At 67.3% G+C, this 19,165-nt stretch carries 16 protein-coding genes; 9 read left to right on the top strand and 7 right to left on the bottom strand.

Annotated elements, in window-relative coordinates:
• Positions 1 to 60: 60 nt before the first annotated feature.
• From FHU38_RS04360 to FHU38_RS04345, 4 genes are all read right to left on the bottom strand, one after another.
• Positions 61 to 714: a recombinase family protein gene (locus FHU38_RS04360; protein ID WP_167166726.1), complete on the bottom strand. Its 654-nt coding sequence runs from the start codon at positions 712 to 714 to the stop codon at positions 61 to 63.
• A gap of 72 nt (positions 715 to 786) precedes the next feature.
• Positions 787 to 1,860: a DNA-methyltransferase gene (locus tag FHU38_RS04355; RefSeq protein WP_167166724.1), complete on the bottom strand. Its 1,074-nt coding sequence runs from the start codon at positions 1,858 to 1,860 to the stop codon at positions 787 to 789.
• Positions 1,857 to 2,651 (bottom strand): DNA modification methylase, encoded by a 795-nt coding sequence (locus FHU38_RS04350; protein WP_167166722.1) that lies wholly within the window; start codon positions 2,649 to 2,651, stop codon positions 1,857 to 1,859. Before FHU38_RS04350 ends, FHU38_RS04355 begins: the two co-directional genes overlap by 4 nt.
• The gene (locus tag FHU38_RS04345; RefSeq protein WP_167166720.1) at positions 2,648 to 3,484 is read right to left on the bottom strand and encodes a hypothetical protein; all 837 of its coding nucleotides are present in this window, start codon (positions 3,482 to 3,484) and stop codon (positions 2,648 to 2,650) included. Before FHU38_RS04345 ends, FHU38_RS04350 begins: the two co-directional genes overlap by 4 nt.
• A 510-nt stretch (positions 3,485 to 3,994) precedes the next feature.
• Between FHU38_RS04345 and FHU38_RS04340 the strand changes: the two genes are divergently transcribed.
• From FHU38_RS04340 to FHU38_RS04300, 9 genes are all read left to right on the top strand, one after another.
• A complete protein-coding gene (locus tag FHU38_RS04340) occupies positions 3,995 to 4,888 on the top strand; it encodes a hypothetical protein (protein WP_167166718.1) in 894 nt (297 codons plus the stop codon).
• Between the two features lie 132 nt (positions 4,889 to 5,020).
• Positions 5,021 to 5,362 carry a pilin gene (locus FHU38_RS04335; protein ID WP_243852196.1) on the top strand — a complete coding sequence of 114 codons (342 nt, stop codon included), beginning with the start codon at positions 5,021 to 5,023 and terminating at the stop codon, positions 5,360 to 5,362.
• Positions 5,363 to 5,651: 289 nt separating this feature from the next.
• On the top strand, positions 5,652 to 7,358 hold the full coding sequence (locus FHU38_RS27160; protein WP_313886663.1) for a hypothetical protein: 1,707 nt from the start codon (positions 5,652 to 5,654) through the stop codon (positions 7,356 to 7,358).
• Between the two features lie 6 nt (positions 7,359 to 7,364).
• Positions 7,365 to 8,411: a PrgI family protein gene (locus FHU38_RS04325; protein ID WP_167166716.1), complete on the top strand. Its 1,047-nt coding sequence runs from the start codon at positions 7,365 to 7,367 to the stop codon at positions 8,409 to 8,411.
• 7 nt (positions 8,412 to 8,418) lie between these two features.
• A complete protein-coding gene (locus FHU38_RS04320; protein ID WP_167166714.1) occupies positions 8,419 to 10,266 on the top strand; it encodes a VirB4 family type IV secretion system protein in 1,848 nt (615 codons plus the stop codon).
• A gap of 39 nt (positions 10,267 to 10,305) precedes the next feature.
• The gene (locus FHU38_RS04315) at positions 10,306 to 12,798 is read left to right on the top strand and encodes a type IV secretory system conjugative DNA transfer family protein (protein WP_167166712.1); all 2,493 of its coding nucleotides are present in this window, start codon (positions 10,306 to 10,308) and stop codon (positions 12,796 to 12,798) included.
• 79 nt (positions 12,799 to 12,877) lie between these two features.
• On the top strand, positions 12,878 to 13,912 hold the full coding sequence (locus tag FHU38_RS04310; protein ID WP_167166710.1) for a replication-relaxation family protein: 1,035 nt from the start codon (positions 12,878 to 12,880) through the stop codon (positions 13,910 to 13,912).
• A gap of 7 nt (positions 13,913 to 13,919) precedes the next feature.
• On the top strand, positions 13,920 to 14,900 hold the full coding sequence (locus FHU38_RS04305) for a C40 family peptidase (RefSeq protein ID WP_167166708.1): 981 nt from the start codon (positions 13,920 to 13,922) through the stop codon (positions 14,898 to 14,900).
• 167 nt (positions 14,901 to 15,067) lie between these two features.
• Positions 15,068 to 16,261, top strand: coding sequence for a 3'-5' exonuclease (locus tag FHU38_RS04300; RefSeq protein WP_167166706.1), 1,194 nt, complete (start codon positions 15,068 to 15,070; stop codon positions 16,259 to 16,261).
• A 94-nt stretch (positions 16,262 to 16,355) separates the two neighbouring features.
• On the opposite strand, the gene FHU38_RS04295 is transcribed toward FHU38_RS04300, so the two are convergent.
• The 3 genes from FHU38_RS04295 to FHU38_RS04285 all read right to left on the bottom strand — a co-directional run bounded on the left by FHU38_RS04295 (position 16,356) and on the right by FHU38_RS04285 (position 19,155).
• On the bottom strand, positions 16,356 to 17,267 hold the full coding sequence (locus tag FHU38_RS04295; protein WP_167166704.1) for an N-6 DNA methylase: 912 nt from the start codon (positions 17,265 to 17,267) through the stop codon (positions 16,356 to 16,358).
• A 3-nt stretch (positions 17,268 to 17,270) separates the two neighbouring features.
• Positions 17,271 to 18,248 carry a DUF4192 domain-containing protein gene (locus FHU38_RS04290; RefSeq protein ID WP_167166702.1) on the bottom strand — a complete coding sequence of 326 codons (978 nt, stop codon included), beginning with the start codon at positions 18,246 to 18,248 and terminating at the stop codon, positions 17,271 to 17,273.
• Between the two features lie 121 nt (positions 18,249 to 18,369).
• Positions 18,370 to 19,155: a hypothetical protein gene (locus FHU38_RS04285; protein WP_167166700.1), complete on the bottom strand. Its 786-nt coding sequence runs from the start codon at positions 19,153 to 19,155 to the stop codon at positions 18,370 to 18,372.
• Positions 19,156 to 19,165 lie beyond the last annotated feature (10 nt).

The raw sequence follows: 19,165 nt of genomic DNA, 5'->3' as shown, positions 1-19,165 counted from the left end.
TCGAGCTGTTGAGGCCCCACCGGTTCGGCCACCGTCGCTCGCCGGCTGGATCTCGTGCGATCACCGTGTCCTGGCCAGCGCTGCGGTGAGCCACGGTGGCCTGGAGGCCAGGTCGTACGCGGTCCAGAACAGGTCCGGGTCCACCAAGGCTGGGTGGCTTGGTCCGTCCGACCAGATCCAGTGCTCTCGCGGCTGGACTCGGCCGTGCCAACGGCGGCGCCACACGGCGTAGCCGAGATAGGCCGGATTCGTCAGGATCGTCCTGACCGTGTACACGGTCCAGTATCGCTGTCGGCCGGTTCGCTGGTCGAGCGGTGCTGGATACCGGTCCACGTCACCGGCCAGTCGAGCGGCAATCGCGCTGATTCCTATCCGTTGGCCCACGTACCAGTCGAAGATCACCGGCACGGCGTCGGCGCGACTGTGGTCGACGACCAGCCGGTATCGCTGTTCCCGCCCGGCCGAGTCGTCCCCAGCCGTCTGCGAGACGCGGCGATAGCCGTACGGTGCGGCACCGAGCCACTGGCCTTCGCGGACTCGCTGCACGAGAACGAGTTGGGATCGGCGAGCCAATGCCTGGTGATACGTGCGCACCTGCCGGGGCGGCTGGTCCAGACGCATCTGCATGTCGGCGATGTCGGCCTCGTCGAGCTTGTGCCGGAGACGTTCCAACCAGCTCGGACGACCAGGCTCGTCTTTTTGTGTGTTTCTCATCCTTCCTCCCTTTTCTGACAGATCGTGATACGGGCGCGCACACGCCGCTTTCGAACGTGCGCACGACCTGTCTCACGCTGCGGTGTTGCAGATCTCGCCATTCTGATCGGCGAGACGATTCAAAAAGATGTCGTGGTAATCGGGGCGGAGATCGATACCGCAGAATTGCCGGTTCAGTTGGCGTGCCGCTAGCCCGGTCGTGCCTGCTCCGGAAAATGGATCGAGGACGAGTCCGTCTTCGGGGCATCCGGCAGCAATGCAGCGCAGGGGCATGTCAATCGGAAAGGGTGCGCAGTGTGCTTCCCGGAGGGGCCTGGTGGACATCGACCAGACGTCGCCCGGGTTCTTTCCCTTTGCTTGTGGGGTCCAGTACATTTTGATCGTGTTGTCTTTGTTGCCGCCGTAGTGTGTTTTCCGGCGAAGCGGACGATCGGCCGTGTACGGTTCCCGAATGGCGTCGAGGTTGAAGAAGTAGTGCTGTTGCTTCACTAGAAGGAACAGCATTTCGTAACGACAGGACAATCGGTCTTGAACTGATTCTGGCATCCCGTTGGGTTTGTGCCAGACGATGGCGTTGCGAATGATCCAGCCGTCGTTTTGGAGTGCGAAGGCGACTCGCCAGGGCATGCCGACAAGACTCTTGTGGGAAACGACCGCGGCCGGGCGATAGGACGGTTGGCGTGGATTACCGCGGCGAGCACATACATATCCGTCACTGTTGGAGCTGTAACTGTCCCCGAGATTGAGCCAGACCGTGCCCTCGGGGGCGAGAATTCGCCAGACCTCGGACAATGCTCGTCGTAATTGCTCGACATATTTCTCTGGCGTGGGTTCATGGCCGTATTGCAAGTCCTGGCAGACGGCGCCGCAGCGGCGGCATCGTTTCTCACCGTTTCTGGTCGCTTCGGCGGGGTAGGTCGCTTTCGGCGATCGCCGCTGATGGGGAGTGGTGCCGAGCGTGTGCTGGCAGCGGGGGTTACCGCCGATCCACGTCGCGGTGCCGTAGTCGCGGAGTCCCCAGTAGGGCGGGGAGGTCACCACGCAGTCCACCGAGCCGTCAGGCAGCGTGGCCAGGACGGTGGTGGCGTCGCCCACGTGGAGTTGGATGTGGGGGTCGCGGTAGTAGAGGCCGGAGGAGGTCGTCACGCGGCGGCCCTCCTCACTTCGCAAGCCGCCGCGATCGCGTCGGCCGGCGTGTGGGGAACCCGGAAGACGAGCACGTCGACGTGGGCCGCTCGGGCGAGCGGTTGGCCGTGCTCGTCGGTGTCGTCGTTGGTGCCTACCGCCCGGGTGACTACGCGGGGCCGTACTTGATTGCCGCGGATGGGAGCGGTCAGGGCGATGCAGTGATCGGCAGGGACGAGACCGATGGCGTCCGCGGCGTCGCTGATCTGGCCGGGGAGGTCGATCAGGCGTCCGTGGCGTCGCCAGGGGCGGCAGGTGACGATGACGTGCCCGCCGGGCCAGACCCAGTCGGCGACGGCATTGAGGGTGTCGTAGAGCCGGACGAGCACTCTGGTCGGGTCCGCTGTGGGGGTGTGCCGTAGCCCGGTGAGGACGAGGTCGATCGCCCCGGGCAGGTCGGCGGCGCGCGGGTCGTCGACGCCGTCGAGCATGGTGGCGGTTCCGGTGGGACCGGCCAGCCGGGCGAGGTCGAGGTTGGCCTCGCAGGCCGACTGCCACCGGCGCTGGGGCTGGATACCAACGGCGTGCCGTCCGGTACGAACTGCTTCGCTGAGCACGATCCCGGCGCCGGGGTTGGGGTCGCAGACGGTGTCATCAGCACCGGTGTAGGTGGCGATGATGTGCCGGGCGATGACCGGGGTGAGCGCGCCGTCGCTGCGGGTGGCGCCGATGTAGCGGTCCTTGAGCTGCTGGCGGGTGCTGGTGCGGCCGGTGTCCCACACGCTGGCGGGCCGGGTGTTGTGCTGGTTCATGCGGCACCTCCGGGGCGGCTGGTGGTGAACACGAGGGCGTCGGTGTGGATGCGGCGGTGGGCGCCGAGGGCGAGGCGTCGCCGATCCCGGTCGGTGGCCGGAGGCGTGGCAGTCGGTTCCTGGTGCAGCAGGACCAGGCGATCAGTCAGGGCGAGTCCGGCCAGGGCCGCGGAACGGACAACCGAGGGCGAGGCAGTGGTCGACAGACTCCCGTGTTGGCCACTGTGCGTAACCGCGATGAGGGTGCCCGAGTCGGTGAGATGGTCAGCCCAGTCGATGATCGAGTCCGCGTCCTCGTGCCGCGCGGGCTGGGTGGTGATGATCAACGCAAAGCGGTCCTTCGGCGGCCTCGCGCGGTCGACTCCAGTGATCGTCTCGGCCGGGATCGAGACCGTCGTGTCCGGGTCGGTGGGTCCGGGGCCGGCCTCGGACTTCGGGGGCCGGCATAGCCCGGCCTCGGTGGTGGAGTGATCGTCTCGGGGGTGCGGGGTGGCAGGGATCGTGGCCCCGCGGCCGAGGCGGAGAACCATCTCCACGAGTCGGTCCTGTCGATGCCGGGGGCCGGGGCGAGACGGGATGGCGAGTAGGACGCGATCGCCGGGCTGGGTGTAGCTGGTGACGAGTGTGCGGATCGCCGCGGCGACGACATCGTTGATCCGGAACGGTGGGTCTACCGGGCAGACCCAGACGGTGGCGAACGGCCTTCCCCGGCTGGACCGTGCCGTGTCGGTGTGCGGGCCACCTGGGTCGGTGGCGGGTTGAGCGTTCGGTGGATGGGGGTCGCCTCGGCTGGCGCGAGCGGGTGCGCCTGTCGAGGTGGGTGTGGATGCCATCAGGGGCTCCTCGATCGGTCGTAGGTGTCAAGGACGCCCCTGAAGTCCGCCGCGAGGGCATTGAGCAGACAGCCGACTTGGAACTGATTTCCTCGACGCTGTCGACCGGCGGTGCAGCTACGCCTGGTGACCCTCGTGGTTCGCCAGGCCAGTGGCTCGGTGTCAGAGCGAGGCCACATGTGATCGTCTTTCAGCGGTGAAACTGGGCGGATAGTGATCCACTCGCGCGGACTTCCATGATCGTCAGAATTCGTCGAGATCTTTTTTGTTGTTCCGCTTCCGAACCTGCTCGCCGCTGACAAGACAGGAACAAGAGCTGACTAACGTCGCAGCTCAGAGCCCATGTCGTGCGCCTGCCTGATGATCTAGAAGGCTTGGCGCTGTTGATCTTCTTGGTCACGAACAAGGAGATCGTTTTAAGCATTTGGCGTGCACGAACCGTGCGGTGTGTTGTTCATCGCATGGCCTCCTCGACGGCGTCCGCATTCGCCGTCTGGAAGGAGGCAACCGATGGACTACACAGCTGATGGCGGTCACGAACAGTGGCAGGGCAACCCGCTCGACACTGCTCGCGAGTCGTTCCGCTGGCTGACCGTCGGGCCGCATCCGGTGGTCGTCGACGGCCGTCTGTTCGATCACCTGCCCGACCGTGACGTCCCGGTCGACGAGTTGCGGGACTTGCTCTTGCGTCCCGACTGCCCGCGCACGACGTGGGATGAGGTCTGGGCGCACGTGATCCTCAAGTCCCGCCTGCAAGGAGCCACGTGGACGATCGTCGCGGTCGGCCTGGCGCTGCCCACGTTGATCCCGATCGCAGCGCGGCTGACCGCGCACTACGTCGGCGACCCGACCGACATCCACGCAGAAGTGCTCCGCGGGTTCCTGGACGCACTCGACACCGTGGATCTCGATCAAGGGCGGATCATGATCCGCCTGCGGTGGGCGGCCTACCGCGCCGGGCACCGCGCACTGATCGCCGCGCTCGACGGGCCCACGCCCAAGGCGCCGGGGTTTCGATCGTCCGAGCCGAAGCCGCCGTCCGGACATCCGGATCTGGTCCTGGCGCGGGCGGTCGCGGTCGGAGTTCTGACCCAGACCGAAGCCGCGCTGATCGGCGACACCCGGCTGGACGAGGTCACGCTCTCGGAGTGGGCCGCCGCTCACAACGTGACCTACGCGCAAGTCCAACGCGCCCGGCATCGGGCCGAACAGCGACTCGCGATCTGGCTGTCGGAGACCGCCGAGCCGGTCGACGAGGCCGATCCGACCACCGGTGCCGCCACCGCCCGGCTGGGTCTGACTGCGCGTCCGGACTCGCCGAGTCGGTCACGCAGGGTAGCGAAAAATCGTGAGTCGGGGCTGTCTGCTCAGCCTCCGGATTCCGGACTTCAGGGCTGCGGGTGATCCCTACCCGCCGTCCCTGTCCGCTGATCAATCCGGAGGTTCACGATGCCTCGTTCCGCTCCATCCACAGGTTTGTCCACAGCCCCAACCGCGCGTGCCGCCACGCCTGCTGTCCGCCCTCGGCGTCGGCGGTTGGCGTTCTGGTTGCCGCGCCTGCTGCTCGTCGGCGAGCTGGTCGCCGTCGCCCTGGTGGCCACCGCCGCGTCCGCGCCCGCCGAGACTACTCAAGTACTCGCCTTGGCACCCACGATCGACGCGGTCCTGACCAACATCCGCAACTGGATCATGGGGATCTTGGCGCTGCTGGCCACCGTGTTCTTGACCATCGGTGGGACGCGCTACGTGCTGGCCAACGGCGACCCGAGTGAGGTCGAGAAGGCCAAGCAGGCGTTCAAGAACTCGGGCTTCGGCTACGCGCTGGCCGCGCTGGCTCCGCTGGTGGTCGAGATCCTCCGCGGCATCGTCGGGGCGTGATCGCATGCCGGCCACCGTCTCGATCACTGCCGGGCTCGGTCGCCGGGCCGGCCGCGCGTGCGCAGCGGTGGCCGTGCTCGTCGTCCTCGCGCTGGGCGCGGTCCTCGCGGCCTCCACCACAGCGGCGGCGCAGCCCGCACCGACGCCCCCGCCAGCTCCGTCACCGGCGCAGCCGCCCCCGCTGCCGTTGCCCCCGGTGGAGGACTGCTCGCCGGGGTCCCCTCTCCCAGCCTGCAACCAGCTGCCCCAGCAGAACCCACCACCACGGCCACCAGCGCCGTGCGAGGGGGTGGGCTGCATCCCGCAACCCACGACACCGGCTCCACCGCCGGGCAATCCCGGGCAGCCCAATAACGGGCAGAGTCCTGAGCAGGAATCGTCGTGCGGCATTACCGACATTCCCGCCTGCGTCAACGACGCTATCGATTCGTTCTTCCGGGATCTGGTCACCCCGGCGTTGAATGACTTGCTGGATCTGCTGGCGAACACCTTGCTGACGACGCCACCGCCGGATCAACTGCCTCGGCTCGGTGAGCTGTGGGATTCCTCTTGGCAGATCATGCTGGCCTGCTATGCGATGCTCATCCTCATCGCGGGCATCCTGGTCATGGCGTTTCACACCTTGCAGACCCGGACTTCGATCAAAGAGATTCTGCCGCGGGTCATCATCGGGTTCCTCGCCGGAGCGCTGTCTCTGTGGGCGAGTACCCAAGCGGTCGCGCTTGCGAATGCGTTAGCACGGGCCATTATGTCCGGCGGCGTCGATGAGCGGTCGGCCGCCGATACGCTGAAACCGTTGGTGCTGGGCTCGCTCAACGGCGGATTTTTCATCATCTTCATCGGCTTGTTTCTCGCCGGAATGCTGGTCGCGCTCTTGCTGACCTACATCGTGCGGGTGGCGCTCACCATCATTCTTATCGCCGGAGCTCCACTGGCATTGATGTTCCACGCACTCCCGCAAACGGAAGGCATTGCCTTCTGGTGGTGGAAAGCCTTCGGCGGTTGCCTGGCGATTCAACTGGTCCAGTCGTTGAGCCTGATCACCGCCATGCGAGTGTTCTTGGCGCCGGGCGGGTTCACTTTCTTCGGGCCGACCACCAACGGAGTGGTGAATCTGCTCGTCGCCCTGGCCTTGATGTACATCTTGTTCAAGATCCCATTCTGGATTCTTGGCTCCCTCCGCGGCGGTGGCCGTCGCTCGTTCCTCGGCAGCCTCATCCGCGGATTCATCGCCTACAAAACGTTTGGACTGCTGAAGGGAGGAGGCGGCACGGCCGCCAGCGCTGCCGCCAGCAGTGGCGGCAAGAAGGCCGCCGCGCCACTGGACCCGTACACGAAGTCGCGGACGACGTCGGATGGCCAGTACATGCTGCCATTGGAAGGACTCAAGCGCGGCCGTGCCTCCCGCACCGGGCCTCACCGCCACGCAGCGAACGCTGCTCGAACGGCGACCGCGAAGCCAGCGGGCACCCAACTGAAGCTGCCGCTGGATGGTGAGTGGCCGGAAAACAAGCCACGACTCGGGCGCGATGGGCAGTATCGCCTGCCACTGGACGTTCAGCGGCAGCCGAAGCCAGCGTCGCCACCACCGCCCCCGAGTAAGCCGCAACCGCGCGACCAGCAGTTGCGGTTGCCCGCCGATGGCGAGTGGCCGGAGAACAAGCCACGCCTGCAGCGCGACGGCCAGTACAGGCTGCCTTTCGAGGTCCAGCGCGTACCGCGTTCCTCGCCGCAGCCGAGTCCGGGTCCCCGCGCCCGTCCACCGGCGAGTCGGCAGACGAAGCTGCCTGCCGATGGTCAGTGGCCAGAGAACCGGCCGCGGCTCGGGCGCGACGGGCAGTACCGGCTGCCGCTGAACGTGCAGCGAACCCGCAAGCCGACGCCACCGCCCGCACAGCAGCCACCGAAACGGCAGCCGCGCGGCAAGCAGTTGCCACTGCCGCTGGACCTTCCCAAGATCCGCCCACCTGGTCCCAGCACCGGCCAAGGGAGGTGACAGTCGATGACACAAAGCGTCCGCATTCCCGCCGACGTCGATCGGGAGGACCGGATTCTCGCGGGTTTCACCGCCCGCCAGGTCGCGGTGCTCGCGGTGACCGGGCTGCTCCTCTACGGCGGCTGGGTCGCCACCCGGGCGTTTCTGCCGGTGATCGCCTACCTGATCGTCGCCATACCCGTCGGTGTAGCGGTGGCGGTGTTGGTGATCGTGCAGCGGGACGGGCTCACGCTCGACCGGCTGCTGCTGGCCGCCATCAAGCAACGGATGAACCCGCGACGTCGCATCGCAGCCACCGATGCTCCCGCAGTTCCGGATTGGTTGGCCGAGTTCGCCGACGACACCGAGGAGGTCTCGACCTCGGGATTGGATCTGCCCGCCCAGGGCGTCACCGAGGCTGGTGTGGTGGACCTGGGGCGGGAGGGGGTAGCGCTGGTAGCGGTCGCGTCCACGGTGAACTTCGCGCTACGCACCCCGGCGGAGCAGGACGCCCTGGTGTCCACCTTCGGCCGCTACCTGCACAGCCTGACCGCACCGGTGCAGATCGTCATCCGCGCCGAGCGGCTGGACCTCTCCGGCCAGATCGCCGAGCTCCGCGAGCGCGCCGCCAGCCTGCCCCACCCCGCCCTCGAGGCCGCGGCCTTGGACCACGCTGACTACCTCGACCAGCTCGACGAACAGACCGAGCTGCTACGCCGACAGATCCTCCTCGTCGTGCGCGAGCCGTTGCGCACGGCACCGCAGGACACGCTGACCTCCTCCCGCCGACTCTTCCAGCGGGCTCAGCACACCGACGCCGACGAGGTTGCCGAACCCGCTCGCCGCGCCGCGACCTCGCGTTTGGTGCGCCGTGTGAACGAGGCGACGGAGCTTCTCGCGCCTGCCGGGATCACCGTGACCCCGCTGGACGCCCGGCAAGCCACTACCGTGCTGACCACCGCCTGCAACCCGGATAGCGCCATCCCGCCCTCGGCCGAGATGGCGGGCGCCGACGAGGTCATCACCACTCCCGCCGACCACGACTGGGACACCGACAACTTCGAGGGGAGCTGATCTGAGCATGCGACGAAGGAAGTCCCACACACCCTCCGCGGCATCCAGCGCATTCGCCCCGGACGCGGTCGAGATCGGTGCCCGGCATGTGCAGATCGGCACCGAGTGGGTCGCCAGCTTCGCGGTCACCGGCTACCCGCGGGAAGTCAGCGCCGGGTGGCTGCAACCGCTGCTCTCCTACCCCGGACGCGTGGACGTCTCGCTGCATGTCGAGCCGATCGATCCGGCCACCGCCGCGGACCGGTTGAAAAAGCAGCTGGCCAAGATGGAGTCCAGCCGGCGGCACACCGCCGAGCACGGCCGCCTACTCGACCCCCAGACGGAGGCCGCCACGGAGGATGCCTACGACCTGTCGGCCAGAGTTGCCCGGGGCGAAGGCCGGTTATTCCGGCTCGGCCTGTACATCACTGTGCACGCTAGCAGCGAACACGAACTCGTTGACGAGATCAGCGCGCTGCGGTCGCTGGCCGCGAGCCTGTTGCTCGATGCCAAGCCCACCACCTACCGGTCCCTGCAGGGCTGGGTGACGTCCCTGCCGATGGGGCTTGACCTCATTCGCATGACCCGCACGTTCGACACCTCGGCACTGTCCGCAGCGTTCCCGTTCACCAGCCCGGATCTGCCACCACCCGATCCGACTTCGTTCGCCGCGCCCTCCGGGGTGCTCTACGGCTACAACCTCGGGTCCCAAGGGCTCGTGCATTGGGATCGGTTCGCGCTGGACAACCACAACGCCGTCATCCTCGGCCGTTCGGGCGCGGGCAAGTCGTACCTGGTCAAGCTCGAAGCACTCCGGTCGCTGTATCGGGGCGTGGAGATCGCGATCATCGACCCGGAGGACGAGTACGCCCGTCTGGCCCGCGCGGTTGGCGGCACCTACATTGCGTTGGGCACCGAGGACGTGCGCCTCAACCCATTGGACCTGCCCATCCACCTCCGTCCTGATGGACGCCGGTCCGCCCCGGCCGACGCTCTCACCCGGCGCAGCCTGTTTCTCCACACGCTGCTGTCTGTCCTGTTCGGACAACCGTTGAGCGCGGAAGAGCGGGCCGTGCTCGATCAGGCCATCACCGCCACCTACCGGCACGCGGGCATCACTGAGGACGCCCGGACCTGGACCCGCCAGGCGCCCTTGCTCGCTGATCTCCGCGACACCCTGGCCCAGTTCGGTGACGACGTTGGCCGGGAGCTGGCCAATCGGTTGCACCCGTTCGTCGACGGCGCGTTCTCCGGGCTGTTCAACGGCCCGACGACCACCCAGCCCGAGGGGCACCTGCTGGTGTTCTCCCTGCGCCACCTCGCTGACGAGCTCAAACCCACGGGAACCCTGCTGACGTTGGATGCGGTGTGGCGTCGCATCAGTAACCCGGCCACGCGCCGTCCCCGGTTGTGCGTGGTGGATGAAGCGTGGCTGCTCATGCAGGAGAAAGCCGGCGCGGAGTTCCTGTTCCGCATGGCCAAGGCCAGCCGGAAACACTGGGCAGGGCTCACGGTCGCGACTCAGGATGTCGGTGACGTGCTCGGCTCTGAGCTGGGCAAAGCGGTCATCGCCAACGCCACCACGCAGATCCTGCTGCGGCAGGCCCCGCAAGCCATCGACGAGATTGTTCGCACCTTCGCCCTGTCGGAAGGCGAGCGACAGTTCCTGCTCTCGGCCGACAAGGGTCAAGGGCTGCTGTCCACGGGCACGCAGCGCGTTGCCCTGCAAGCGATCGCCTCCGACGCCGAGCATCGGTTGATCACCACTGATCCATCTGAGCTGTTCGCGATGTCCGATGGCTCGTCGGAATTCGTGAACTCCGTGGTGGAGCTCGACGACAGCGAGACCACCGACATCGACCTCGACGCCGCCTGACGTCCTCCTCTCGCCCTTCTCACTTCCTGGAGGTGACCTATGCCTATTTCATCCTCACCGCCCATCGTGGACAGCCCGTTGGGACGGTTCTTGACCGACCCGTGGGGCGCGATCAACGCGATGGTCACCACGGTCTGGTCCTGGCTCGTCGTCTGGGCGCCGATCGCGGTCCCCATGCTGGTCGTCGGCCTGACCGCGCTGCTGATAGTGCGTCGCTGGTGGTTTCTGCGCTGCCAAGCCGCCCTGCACACGAACGCCCGCGTGGTGACGATCCTCGCGCCCCCAACCGTCGACCCCGACGGCGCGCAGGCCGTGTGGTCCAACCTCGTCGGACTGCTACGCCCCGCGTGGAAACGCGTGGTCACCGGCCAGCCGCACCTGAGCTTCGAGTACGTCTTCGGCCACGACGGCGTACAGATCCGCGTATGGGTGCCCGGCACCGTGCCGCCCGGCATGGCCGAACGCGCGATCGAGGCCGCCTGGCCAGGAGCACACACCAGCACCGAGGACGCCACCCCACCTCTGCCCTCAGACGAGGGTGAGAATCGGCGTCGGCTGGTCACCGGCGGCACACTGCGACTGGCGCGCTCGGAAGCCCTGCCGATCCGCTCGGACTTCTCCACCGACCCGATCCGCGCACTGCTGGGCGCCCCGGTCGGCCTCGGCGTGCACGACCAGGCGTGCGTGCAGGTGCTTGCGCGGCCGGTCACCGGCCGTCGAGTCAAGCAGGCCCGCCGCGCCGCACGGCACCTAGACGCCGGGCGCTCCACCCACCTCATCGGCCGCCTGCTCGACATGCTCACCCCAGGTCCGACCCCGACCTCCCGCAGTAAGCCGAGTCTCGATCCGCAAACCTCGCTGGAGTACAACGCCCAAAACCGGGCGATCGTGGCCAAGCACCGCGGCAGCCAGTGGGACACCCTCATCCGCTACGCCGTCACCACTACCGTGCCGGCCGAAACACCCGATTCCCAAGTCGGCCGGGTACGGGACCAACTCCGCGGCCGAGCCCACGCCATCGCCAGCGCGTTCAGTGGGTTCACCGAGCACAACCACTACCGCCGCACCCGGCTGCGCCACCCGCTCGAGGCGATGGCACAGCGGCGGTTCCGGCGCGGCAACCTGCTCTCGATCCCCGAACTCGCCGCGATCGCGCACCTGCCCACCGACGAGGCCATCCCCGGCTTGCAGCGAGCCGGGGCGCGGGCCGTACCACCCCCACCCAACACCCCGACGCAGGGAGCGCTGATCCGGCCGATCGGGATCTCGGACACCGGCCACGCCCGACCGGTGGGCCTGCAGGTTTCCGACGCCCGCCACCACCTGCATGTCCTCGGCGCGACGGGCAGTGGGAAATCGACTGCGCTGGCGCGGATGATCCTCGCCGACGCCGAGCACGGTCGCGGCGCGGTGGTGATCGACCCGAAAGGCGACCTGATCACCGACGTGCTCCAACGTCTGCCGGAACATGCTGCGGACAAGGTGGTGCTCTTCGACGCCGACTCCCGCGGACCGACGCCGTGCCTCAACCCGCTGGAAGGGGCGAAGGACGCGGCAGTGGACAACCTCGTGGCCGTGTTCAGCCGTGTGTTCGCATCCGCCTGGGGACCACGCACCGAGGACATCCTCCGCGCCTCCTGCCTGACCCTGCGCGCAACGTCCGAGGCTCCGACGCTGGCCGAGCTGCCCGGCCTGCTCACCGATCCCGCCACCCGGCAGCGGCACCGCGACGCCGTACGGCGTGACCCGGTCCTCCACGGTTTCTGGGACTGGTACGAGCAACTCAGCGACCCCGAACGGGCCCGCGTGGTCGCGCCCTTGCTCAACAAGCTCCGGGCACTGCTCCTGCGGCCCTTCGTGGTCAAAGCACTCGCAGCCGGTCCCTCCACAGTAGACATGAGTCGAGTGCTCGACGGCGGGCTGTGCCTCGTGCGCATCCCCAAGGGCAGCTTGGGTGAGGACAGCGCGCGGTTGCTCGGTTCTCTGGTGGTCGCCCGTGTCTGGCAGGCCACTACCGCCCGCGCGGCCATCCCGCAGCGGCAACGCCACGACGCCGCGCTGTACGTCGACGAGGCGCACAATTTCCTGAATTTGCCGTACGCGATGGAAGACATGCTCGCCGAAGCACGCGGCTATCGGCTGTCCATGACGCTGGCCCACCAGCACCTGGGACAGCTCGGGAAGGATCTCAAGGAAGGGATCTCGACCAACGCCCGGTCGAAGATCTTCTTCTCCGCCTCACCCGAGGATGCCCGCGAGCTCGCGCGCCACACCGCGCCGCGCATCTCCGATCACGACCTGGCGCATCTCGGCGTCTTCCACGCCGCCGTCCGGCTGGTCGTGGGTGGTGAGGAAACCCAGCCGTTCACCGTCGCCACCGAAGCCCTCCCACCAGCCATCCGCGGACGCGCCAAGGCCATCCGCACCGCCGCGGCACGGCATACCAAGCCGCTGAACACGCGCGCCGACCAGGCCACGCCTGATGGCCGGCGGCGAGCTGATCCCGCATTCGATCCACGCCGCGCCGCCTGACCCACCGCCCAGTCTTCAGCGCCGGCCTCGCCCCGCGAGGTCGGCGCATTTCTGTGTGCTCACGAAAGGAAGACCGTCCATGCTCAATTCCACAACCCCGCAGCGCGATCTACGCGCACCCGTCCCCGAACGCCCCACCCTGCGCGTCGCGAGCTCGTCGGAACACCACGCCGCGATCGCCGGCCACCTCACTGTCCGCGACCTGTGGCTGGCGCGGATGCTCGCCGAGCACCGCACCCTGACCTCCACCCAGATCGTCGCCCTCGCCTTCCCATCCCGACGGGCGGCCAACCTTCGGCTGCAGCGGCTCTACCAATGGCGGGTCGTCGACCGCTTCCAGCCCTACATCGGCAAAGGGCGCGCGCCGATGTTCTACGTCCTCGACATCACCGGCGCCCACGCCCTCGCGCACGAGGACGGCATCGACCCCGCCGAGCTGAAGTTCCGCCCCGACCGCTCCATCGGCATCGCCTACGCACACCGGCTCGCGCACCTGCACGGGGTCAACAGCTTCTTCACTCCACTGATCGCCCACGCCAGGGCGCACGCACAGCTCGCCGTGACCGCGTGGTGGTCCGAAGCCCGCTGCGGCAGGCACTTCGGCGACATCGTCCGCCCGGACGCCTACGGCCGCTGGCGCGAGGGAGACCGTGAAATCGAGTGGTTCCTGGAATGGGACACCGGCAGCTACCAGCTCGCCCGGTTCACCGCCAAGCTCCCCGGCTACGCCAAGCTCGCCACCACCACCCGCATCATCACGCCGCTACTGGCCTGCTTCGCCACCGCACGCCGGGAAGCCCACGCTCGCCGGTGGCTGGCTGAGCACGTCCGCGGTTTGCCGCGCCCCGGTGACCTCCCCATCGCCACCACTAACGCCGAACACCTCCACAGCGGCGCCACCGCGGCCGAGGCCATCTGGCTCCCACTGGGCCACACCGACGCCGGACGCGCCCGCCTGATCAACCTGCGCCGCTGTTGGCCCCAGGTTCCCCCCACGGCCGCCAGCGAGGCCACTCCGGAGCCCGCCGACGTCCCGACGCCGCCGCGGCTCACCCCGCCGGCGCCCATGCCGCCGTGGACCGATCACGACCTCACCTGGAGAGAAACGGGGTGATCACCCCATGCTCAAACTCGCCACCGGAGCGATCGCCGCGATCGCGGGCCTGATCGTCCTGGTCGCCGCCGGCGTCAGCGGAGTCGCCTCCGCGATCTTCGGCGGAGGCGCGTCCGCGAGCCAGCCCAGCCAGGCCGCGCTCGCCGACATCCCCGGCAACTACCTCGCCCTGTACCGACAGGCCGCGACCACCTGCCCCGGTCTCGACTGGTCCGTCCTCGCCGCTGTTGGCAAGATCGAAACCGATCACGGCCGCTCCACACTGCCAGGTGTCCACAGTGGAGAGAATGAAGCTCACGCGGCCGGCCCTATGCAGTTCCTGCAAGAAACCTTCGACGGCGTTGTAGCCCGCCACCCCATTCCACCCGGTGGCGCCAACCCTCCGTCGCGCTACAACGTGCACGACGCGATCTACGCCGCTGCTGCGTATCTCTGCGAGTCTGGCGCTCGTGACAACCGCGACCTCTACGGCGCTGTGTTCACATACAACAACTCCGATCCCTACGTCTCCCAAGTCCTCAACCAAGCCGCGCAGTACAAGGCCGCAGACACCGCAAGCGGAGACCAAGCACCGTCACCGCAAGCACAACAAGCGGTCAACTACGCCCAGGGGCAACTCGGGCTTCCCTACGTCTGGGGCGGAAACGGACCCGAGGACGGCGGCTTCGACTGCTCCGGACTCACCACCGCAGCATACGAATCAGCCGGAATCACCCTGCCCCGCAAGGCACAATGGCAATACGCCGCCGGACCACGGCTCCCACCCGGCGCACCCCTCGCCCCCGGAGATCTTGTCTTCTACGGCACCTCGAACAACATCCACCACGTGGGTCTCTACATCGGAGCAGGCAAGATCCTCCACGCGCCGGACTTCGGCAAACCTGTGCAGATCGGCGATCTCCGATGGAAGGGCGACCAGTACGCCGGAGCTACTCGCCCAGTTCCAGCCGCTGCCGCTGCCTCAAACGCCGCTTCGGCGCGGAGTTGACCCTCGCTGCGGATATCACCACTTGTCCGGCAAGCGTAGTTCCGACCTCGTCGAGCCCAGTAATCCATCCAGGTGAACTGCTGCCTCGTGCCTGTGATCGGGACCCAGAAATGTCGGTGCACGTCGCTATACGAGATCTCAGGCATCGAGAGAGGGAGGAACGCCTGATGGAAGCGCTGCCCAGGTACCGCGGTGGGGACGTGCCAGCGCACCTGAAGACACTCGCCCAGCTGCGTGAACTGGGGCAACGCCCACCTGATCCCGAGCAGCCGGACGGTGTGCTGGAGGTTGCGTTGTTCGACAGCCGTACTGCCGTCGCGCTGGAACCGGTGCCGACCTTGGCTCGCCGCCACAGTGAACGGCTGCACGCGTCGCAGTGGGCGGCAAACGTCCTGGAAGACCCGAACGCACTCGTATTAGACGTCGAATGTACCGACCTGCACGGGCGAGTCATCGAGATCGCTGTCGTAGGAATGGCGGGCGAGGTACTGCTGGACACGCTGATCGACCCCGACGGCGAGCCCATCGCGCCCGCTGCAGCCGAAGTGCACGGCATCACCGAGGACGTTTTGTCCGCCCAAGTACTGCCACGTTTTGGAGACCTGATCGATGAGCTTCGAGAACTGTTGTCCGGCAAGCGTATCGTGGGCTGGAACGTCAACTACGACCAGAAGTGCCTGACCGCAGAGGCCAACCGACTACTTCCGCACTACAGCACCGCAGGACAAATCGCTTGGGTGCAGGCGCAGTGGGAAGACGCGATGCTGCACCATGCGGCCTGGGCCGGTGAGTGGGACGAACAGCGCGGCGACTGGCGCCGGCACCCCCTCCACGGCGGCCATAGAGCCCTGGGTGACTGCGTCACAGTCATCCAGCTACTTCAGGAGATGGCGGTCAATCCAGACCCACAACCGTTGGCTCCGTCGCAAGCATCATCGGAAGAGACATCGAACGGCCGCAAGGTCGGCGGCTGGAGCGACGAAGAAGACAGTGCGTTGCACCAGTTCACTACGGCTGGTGTGGCTACGGACGAAATGGCCCGCAGCCTCGGTCGTTCGGAGAAGGCGGTCAAGTTTCGGCTGCACAAGCTGGGTCTGGGTCCGTTCCCAATGGACGAGGTTCCCGCGCCAGGTCAGCGGAAACCAAAGTCACCACCGGCGTACACGTTCGCTGAATTGCGCAAGGTCCACCCAAATTCGCACAAGCGCTGGACCGAGGAAGAGGAACAACGGCTGGCAGCCAGGCACAGCGAAGGAGCAAGCATCGCCGAACTGGTACAGGAGTTTGGCCGCAACGAGGGGGCGATCCGCAGTCGACTTGGCTTGTACCAGCCTTCGACACCCGAGCCTCCACCGTTCTGAAGGGCTGTTGTGGGCGCTGCTGGCGTCAGCGGTTCCGTGCTCGACCGGCCTGGGGGTCACCGGGAGCACGGAACCACTTGGACGGTACACCTCCTCATTCAGGAGCGGGGCGTTCCTGCTCAGGCATGTCGTCGGTGACCAGCTCGGTGAGGTGCTGAGCCATGCGTACGGCGGCGATCATCTGCTTGTCCCTGCGTACCGCCTCGGCGACACGGAGGATTTCGGCTCGTTGCTGGTGGGCGCGTGTGGTCCAGTCGCCTTCGGCGAGGGTGTCGCCGACGTAGAGCAACATGCGAGTGCCGAGCCCCCACAGGATGCTGTTGACCGCGCAGGCGGCGATGGCGAGCTCGTCGATGTCGCAGCCGGCCCAGGTCACGGTGGTCGGGTCGCGGCCCTTTTCGCGCATGGCTTCTGCTGCTGCGCGGAACAGTCCTCCGCTGCCGACGGCGGGGTCCTGGACGGAGGTGTGTTCCTCGGGTGTGTTGAGGTGGGCCAGGATGCTGGCGATGGAGTTCGGCGTGTAGACCTGGGCGTTCGCTCCGACCGCGGTACGAGATTTCAGCAGGGTGAGCACGATGCCGAGGAGGTCGGCATCGTAGCGGGCGTCGGTGCCGGTGAGCTGGAGTTGCCCGGCGTCCAGAGCGGCCTCCGCGGTGCTACGTGCCGCCTGGCGGAGCGCTGGTTCTGGGTCGGTGAATAGCCACTGCATGAGCGGATACACGAGGTGTGTCAGGTCCGGGCGGGCGTTGACCAGTTGGGTCCAGATCTGCCGGGAGATCTCGGCGAACTCGTCGGCGGTCAGGGCGCGGAACTGGTCGCCGAGGTCGGGACCGTTCGGGTCACGTTGCCCGACGAGGGCGAGGGTGGCCGCCACCGACAGGGGCACGTCCCGTCGTCCGCTGTTGTTGGCCTTCTGCCAGGCGGTGTCGACGGCTTGGGCTATGGCGAAAGCGTGCTGTTCGGGGTTTCGGGTGATGCTGCGCTGATTCTTCTTGCTGTTGGCCATGGTTCAGCGCTCCTCGTCCTCGTCGGTGGCCCACCGCTTGGCGCCGTCTATGGCGCGGCGGAGCTCGTCGGGGTGGATGGCGTTGTTGAATGCCTGGCGCAGCAGGCGTGCGAGCCGGTATTCCGGGAGGGCGCGGTCGGCCGCCTCGAGGGCGACGTCAGCGAGTGCACCCAATCCGGTGAGGTAGGCGGCGACGGCGGCCAGCACGGCGGCGCGTGCCCGCCATGGCGCGGGCAGTGCGCGGGTCAGGCTGACCCAGAGTTCTCGCGTGGCCTGTGGGTTTTCGACGGTGAGCACCAGCGCGGTGTCGCGGCCGACGTCGTGCTCCAGGCCACGGCCGAGAGCGACGAAGTCGTTGTCAGTCTCGGGCAGATGCCCTTGGGTAGCGCGTGTGATCGCGTCGCAAACGGCGTCGACGGCCTGACGCCTGTCGAGGTGAGAGTCAGGCTTATCCAGTTGCGGTACACGGCTGGCTGCCGCCTCGGGATCGTCAGGTTCCAGGGACGCGGCGAGTGCCTCGCGGCTGGGGTAGGTGACGTGGCCGGCGACGGCCAACGACGCCGCGAGGTTGCTGCTGCGCGGGTCTGGCACGGTGCCGTGGTCGTCGCGGGTGCACCAGATCGCCTCGTCGGTGGTGCCGCTGGCCCACACGACGCGCTGGACTGTGATGCCCGCCGCGCGGGCGCCGGCGGTGAGGGCATCGACGAGCTGCTGGTGTCGTGTCGGTTCGGCGGGGTCGAAGACGCGGTCGTCGATGACGGCAATCAAGAGCCGATCGGGCTCGTGACGCTTCAGCGCCGCGACGAGCTGGTCGGCCGCCGTCGGCCGGGCGGCCTCTTCGATGTCGACGTGCAGGAGCTCGCCGACATCGGATTTGCCGTGCAAGCTGCCCAGGACCAGGCAGCGGTGCGGATGAAATCCCAACAGGATGGGAATCGTCGACACGAATTCAGCGGGACCATTCACGGAGACCGCAGGCATCAGGCATTCCTCCTTGTAACATATCGGTTTTGGGCACACGTCTCCCGTTCGGCGAAATCCCGAATACAGGGAATTCGTCGCGCGAAAAGGAGAGCTAGCCTCTATTCAGCGGGCGATGTGATCATTCGTCGTCATCGTCGTCGGCGATCGTGATCTGACCGGGTCGCGGAGAACGCCTGTCATCAGCGCCGGATGGCACCATGCGTGAGGTGAAACGAAACCGGTGATCGTCGGGGTCGCACGGATTGGACCAGTTGTGTCCCTCTGCGATCACGTCGAGTTCGATCGCAACGCTGGCGGCCTCTGCTTCGGGAACACCGTGGACGGTGATCTCGATACTCGGTTCGTGAAAGGTGCCGCCGGGGTGCACGTGTGCGGAGAATCCGAACCCCCGCCAGTGCACACGGACGCTGGCTTCGGCCATGATCCACACCGCGAGCTGTCCCAGGTCGAGACGGCATGTGGTCTCGTACGAGGTGCCATAGATGCGGGTGACCGGGTGGCGTCGCACTCCGCCGTCGGTGAGGGTGAGTTCGTGCCATTGCGGGTGGTCGTCAGCCAGCCAGAGGAACCAGCGTCCAGCGTGGTAGAGGTAGATGTCCTGACGCTGTTCGTAGGGCACCCAGCCGACTGGATGGTGCGGAGCGTCAGGTCCGCGCACAGGGAACTGACTCTTCTCGGCCGTCGGGGGCAGGAAGGTATCGAATCCGCCGCTGTCCCACGCGGTTGCGAACCGCATGAAGGACTCCCGAGCTTCCTCGACGTTGGGGGCGGCCAGCATCGCGCGCCCCACAGGCAGCTTCAGGAGGTCATCTGGCCCGACGAACTCGGCAAACCCGCCCAGCGCTTCGGCCAGGTCGCCGTGGCCGAGCGCGAACAGGGTGTGGTTGATCGCAGGGTGAGCCATGGTGTGTCCC

Source organism: Saccharomonospora amisosensis, from assembly GCF_011761185.1.
Taxonomy (GTDB): Bacteria; Actinomycetota; Actinomycetes; order Mycobacteriales; family Pseudonocardiaceae; genus Saccharomonospora_A; species Saccharomonospora_A amisosensis.
The sequence above is the reverse complement of the archived record's forward strand: the minus strand, read 5'-3'. Positions and strand labels throughout refer to the sequence as shown.

Excerpts from the sequence above, each read along its gene's own strand:
- FHU38_RS04290 (WP_167166702.1), bottom strand. The coding sequence starts at position 18,248 with ATGCCTGCGGTCTCCGTGAATGGTCCCGCTGAATTCGTGTCGACGATT.
- FHU38_RS04350 (WP_167166722.1), bottom strand. The coding sequence starts at position 2,651 with ATGAACCAGCACAACACCCGGCCCGCCAGCGTGTGGGACACCGGCCGC.
- FHU38_RS04315 (WP_167166712.1), top strand. The coding sequence starts at position 10,306 with ATGCCTATTTCATCCTCACCGCCCATCGTGGACAGCCCGTTGGGACGG.
- FHU38_RS04320 (WP_167166714.1), top strand. The coding sequence starts at position 8,419 with ATGCGACGAAGGAAGTCCCACACACCCTCCGCGGCATCCAGCGCATTC.
- FHU38_RS04295 (WP_167166704.1), bottom strand. The coding sequence starts at position 17,267 with ATGGCCAACAGCAAGAAGAATCAGCGCAGCATCACCCGAAACCCCGAA.
- FHU38_RS04285 (WP_167166700.1), bottom strand. The coding sequence starts at position 19,155 with ATGGCTCACCCTGCGATCAACCACACCCTGTTCGCGCTCGGCCACGGC.
- FHU38_RS04310 (WP_167166710.1), top strand. The coding sequence starts at position 12,878 with ATGCTCAATTCCACAACCCCGCAGCGCGATCTACGCGCACCCGTCCCC.
- FHU38_RS04305 (WP_167166708.1), top strand. The coding sequence starts at position 13,920 with ATGCTCAAACTCGCCACCGGAGCGATCGCCGCGATCGCGGGCCTGATC.
- FHU38_RS04325 (WP_167166716.1), top strand. The coding sequence starts at position 7,365 with ATGACACAAAGCGTCCGCATTCCCGCCGACGTCGATCGGGAGGACCGG.
- FHU38_RS04345 (WP_167166720.1), bottom strand. The coding sequence starts at position 3,484 with ATGGCATCCACACCCACCTCGACAGGCGCACCCGCTCGCGCCAGCCGA.
- FHU38_RS04300 (WP_167166706.1), top strand. The coding sequence starts at position 15,068 with ATGGAAGCGCTGCCCAGGTACCGCGGTGGGGACGTGCCAGCGCACCTG.
- FHU38_RS04340 (WP_167166718.1), top strand. The coding sequence starts at position 3,995 with ATGGACTACACAGCTGATGGCGGTCACGAACAGTGGCAGGGCAACCCG.
- FHU38_RS04360 (WP_167166726.1), bottom strand. The coding sequence starts at position 714 with ATGAGAAACACACAAAAAGACGAGCCTGGTCGTCCGAGCTGGTTGGAA.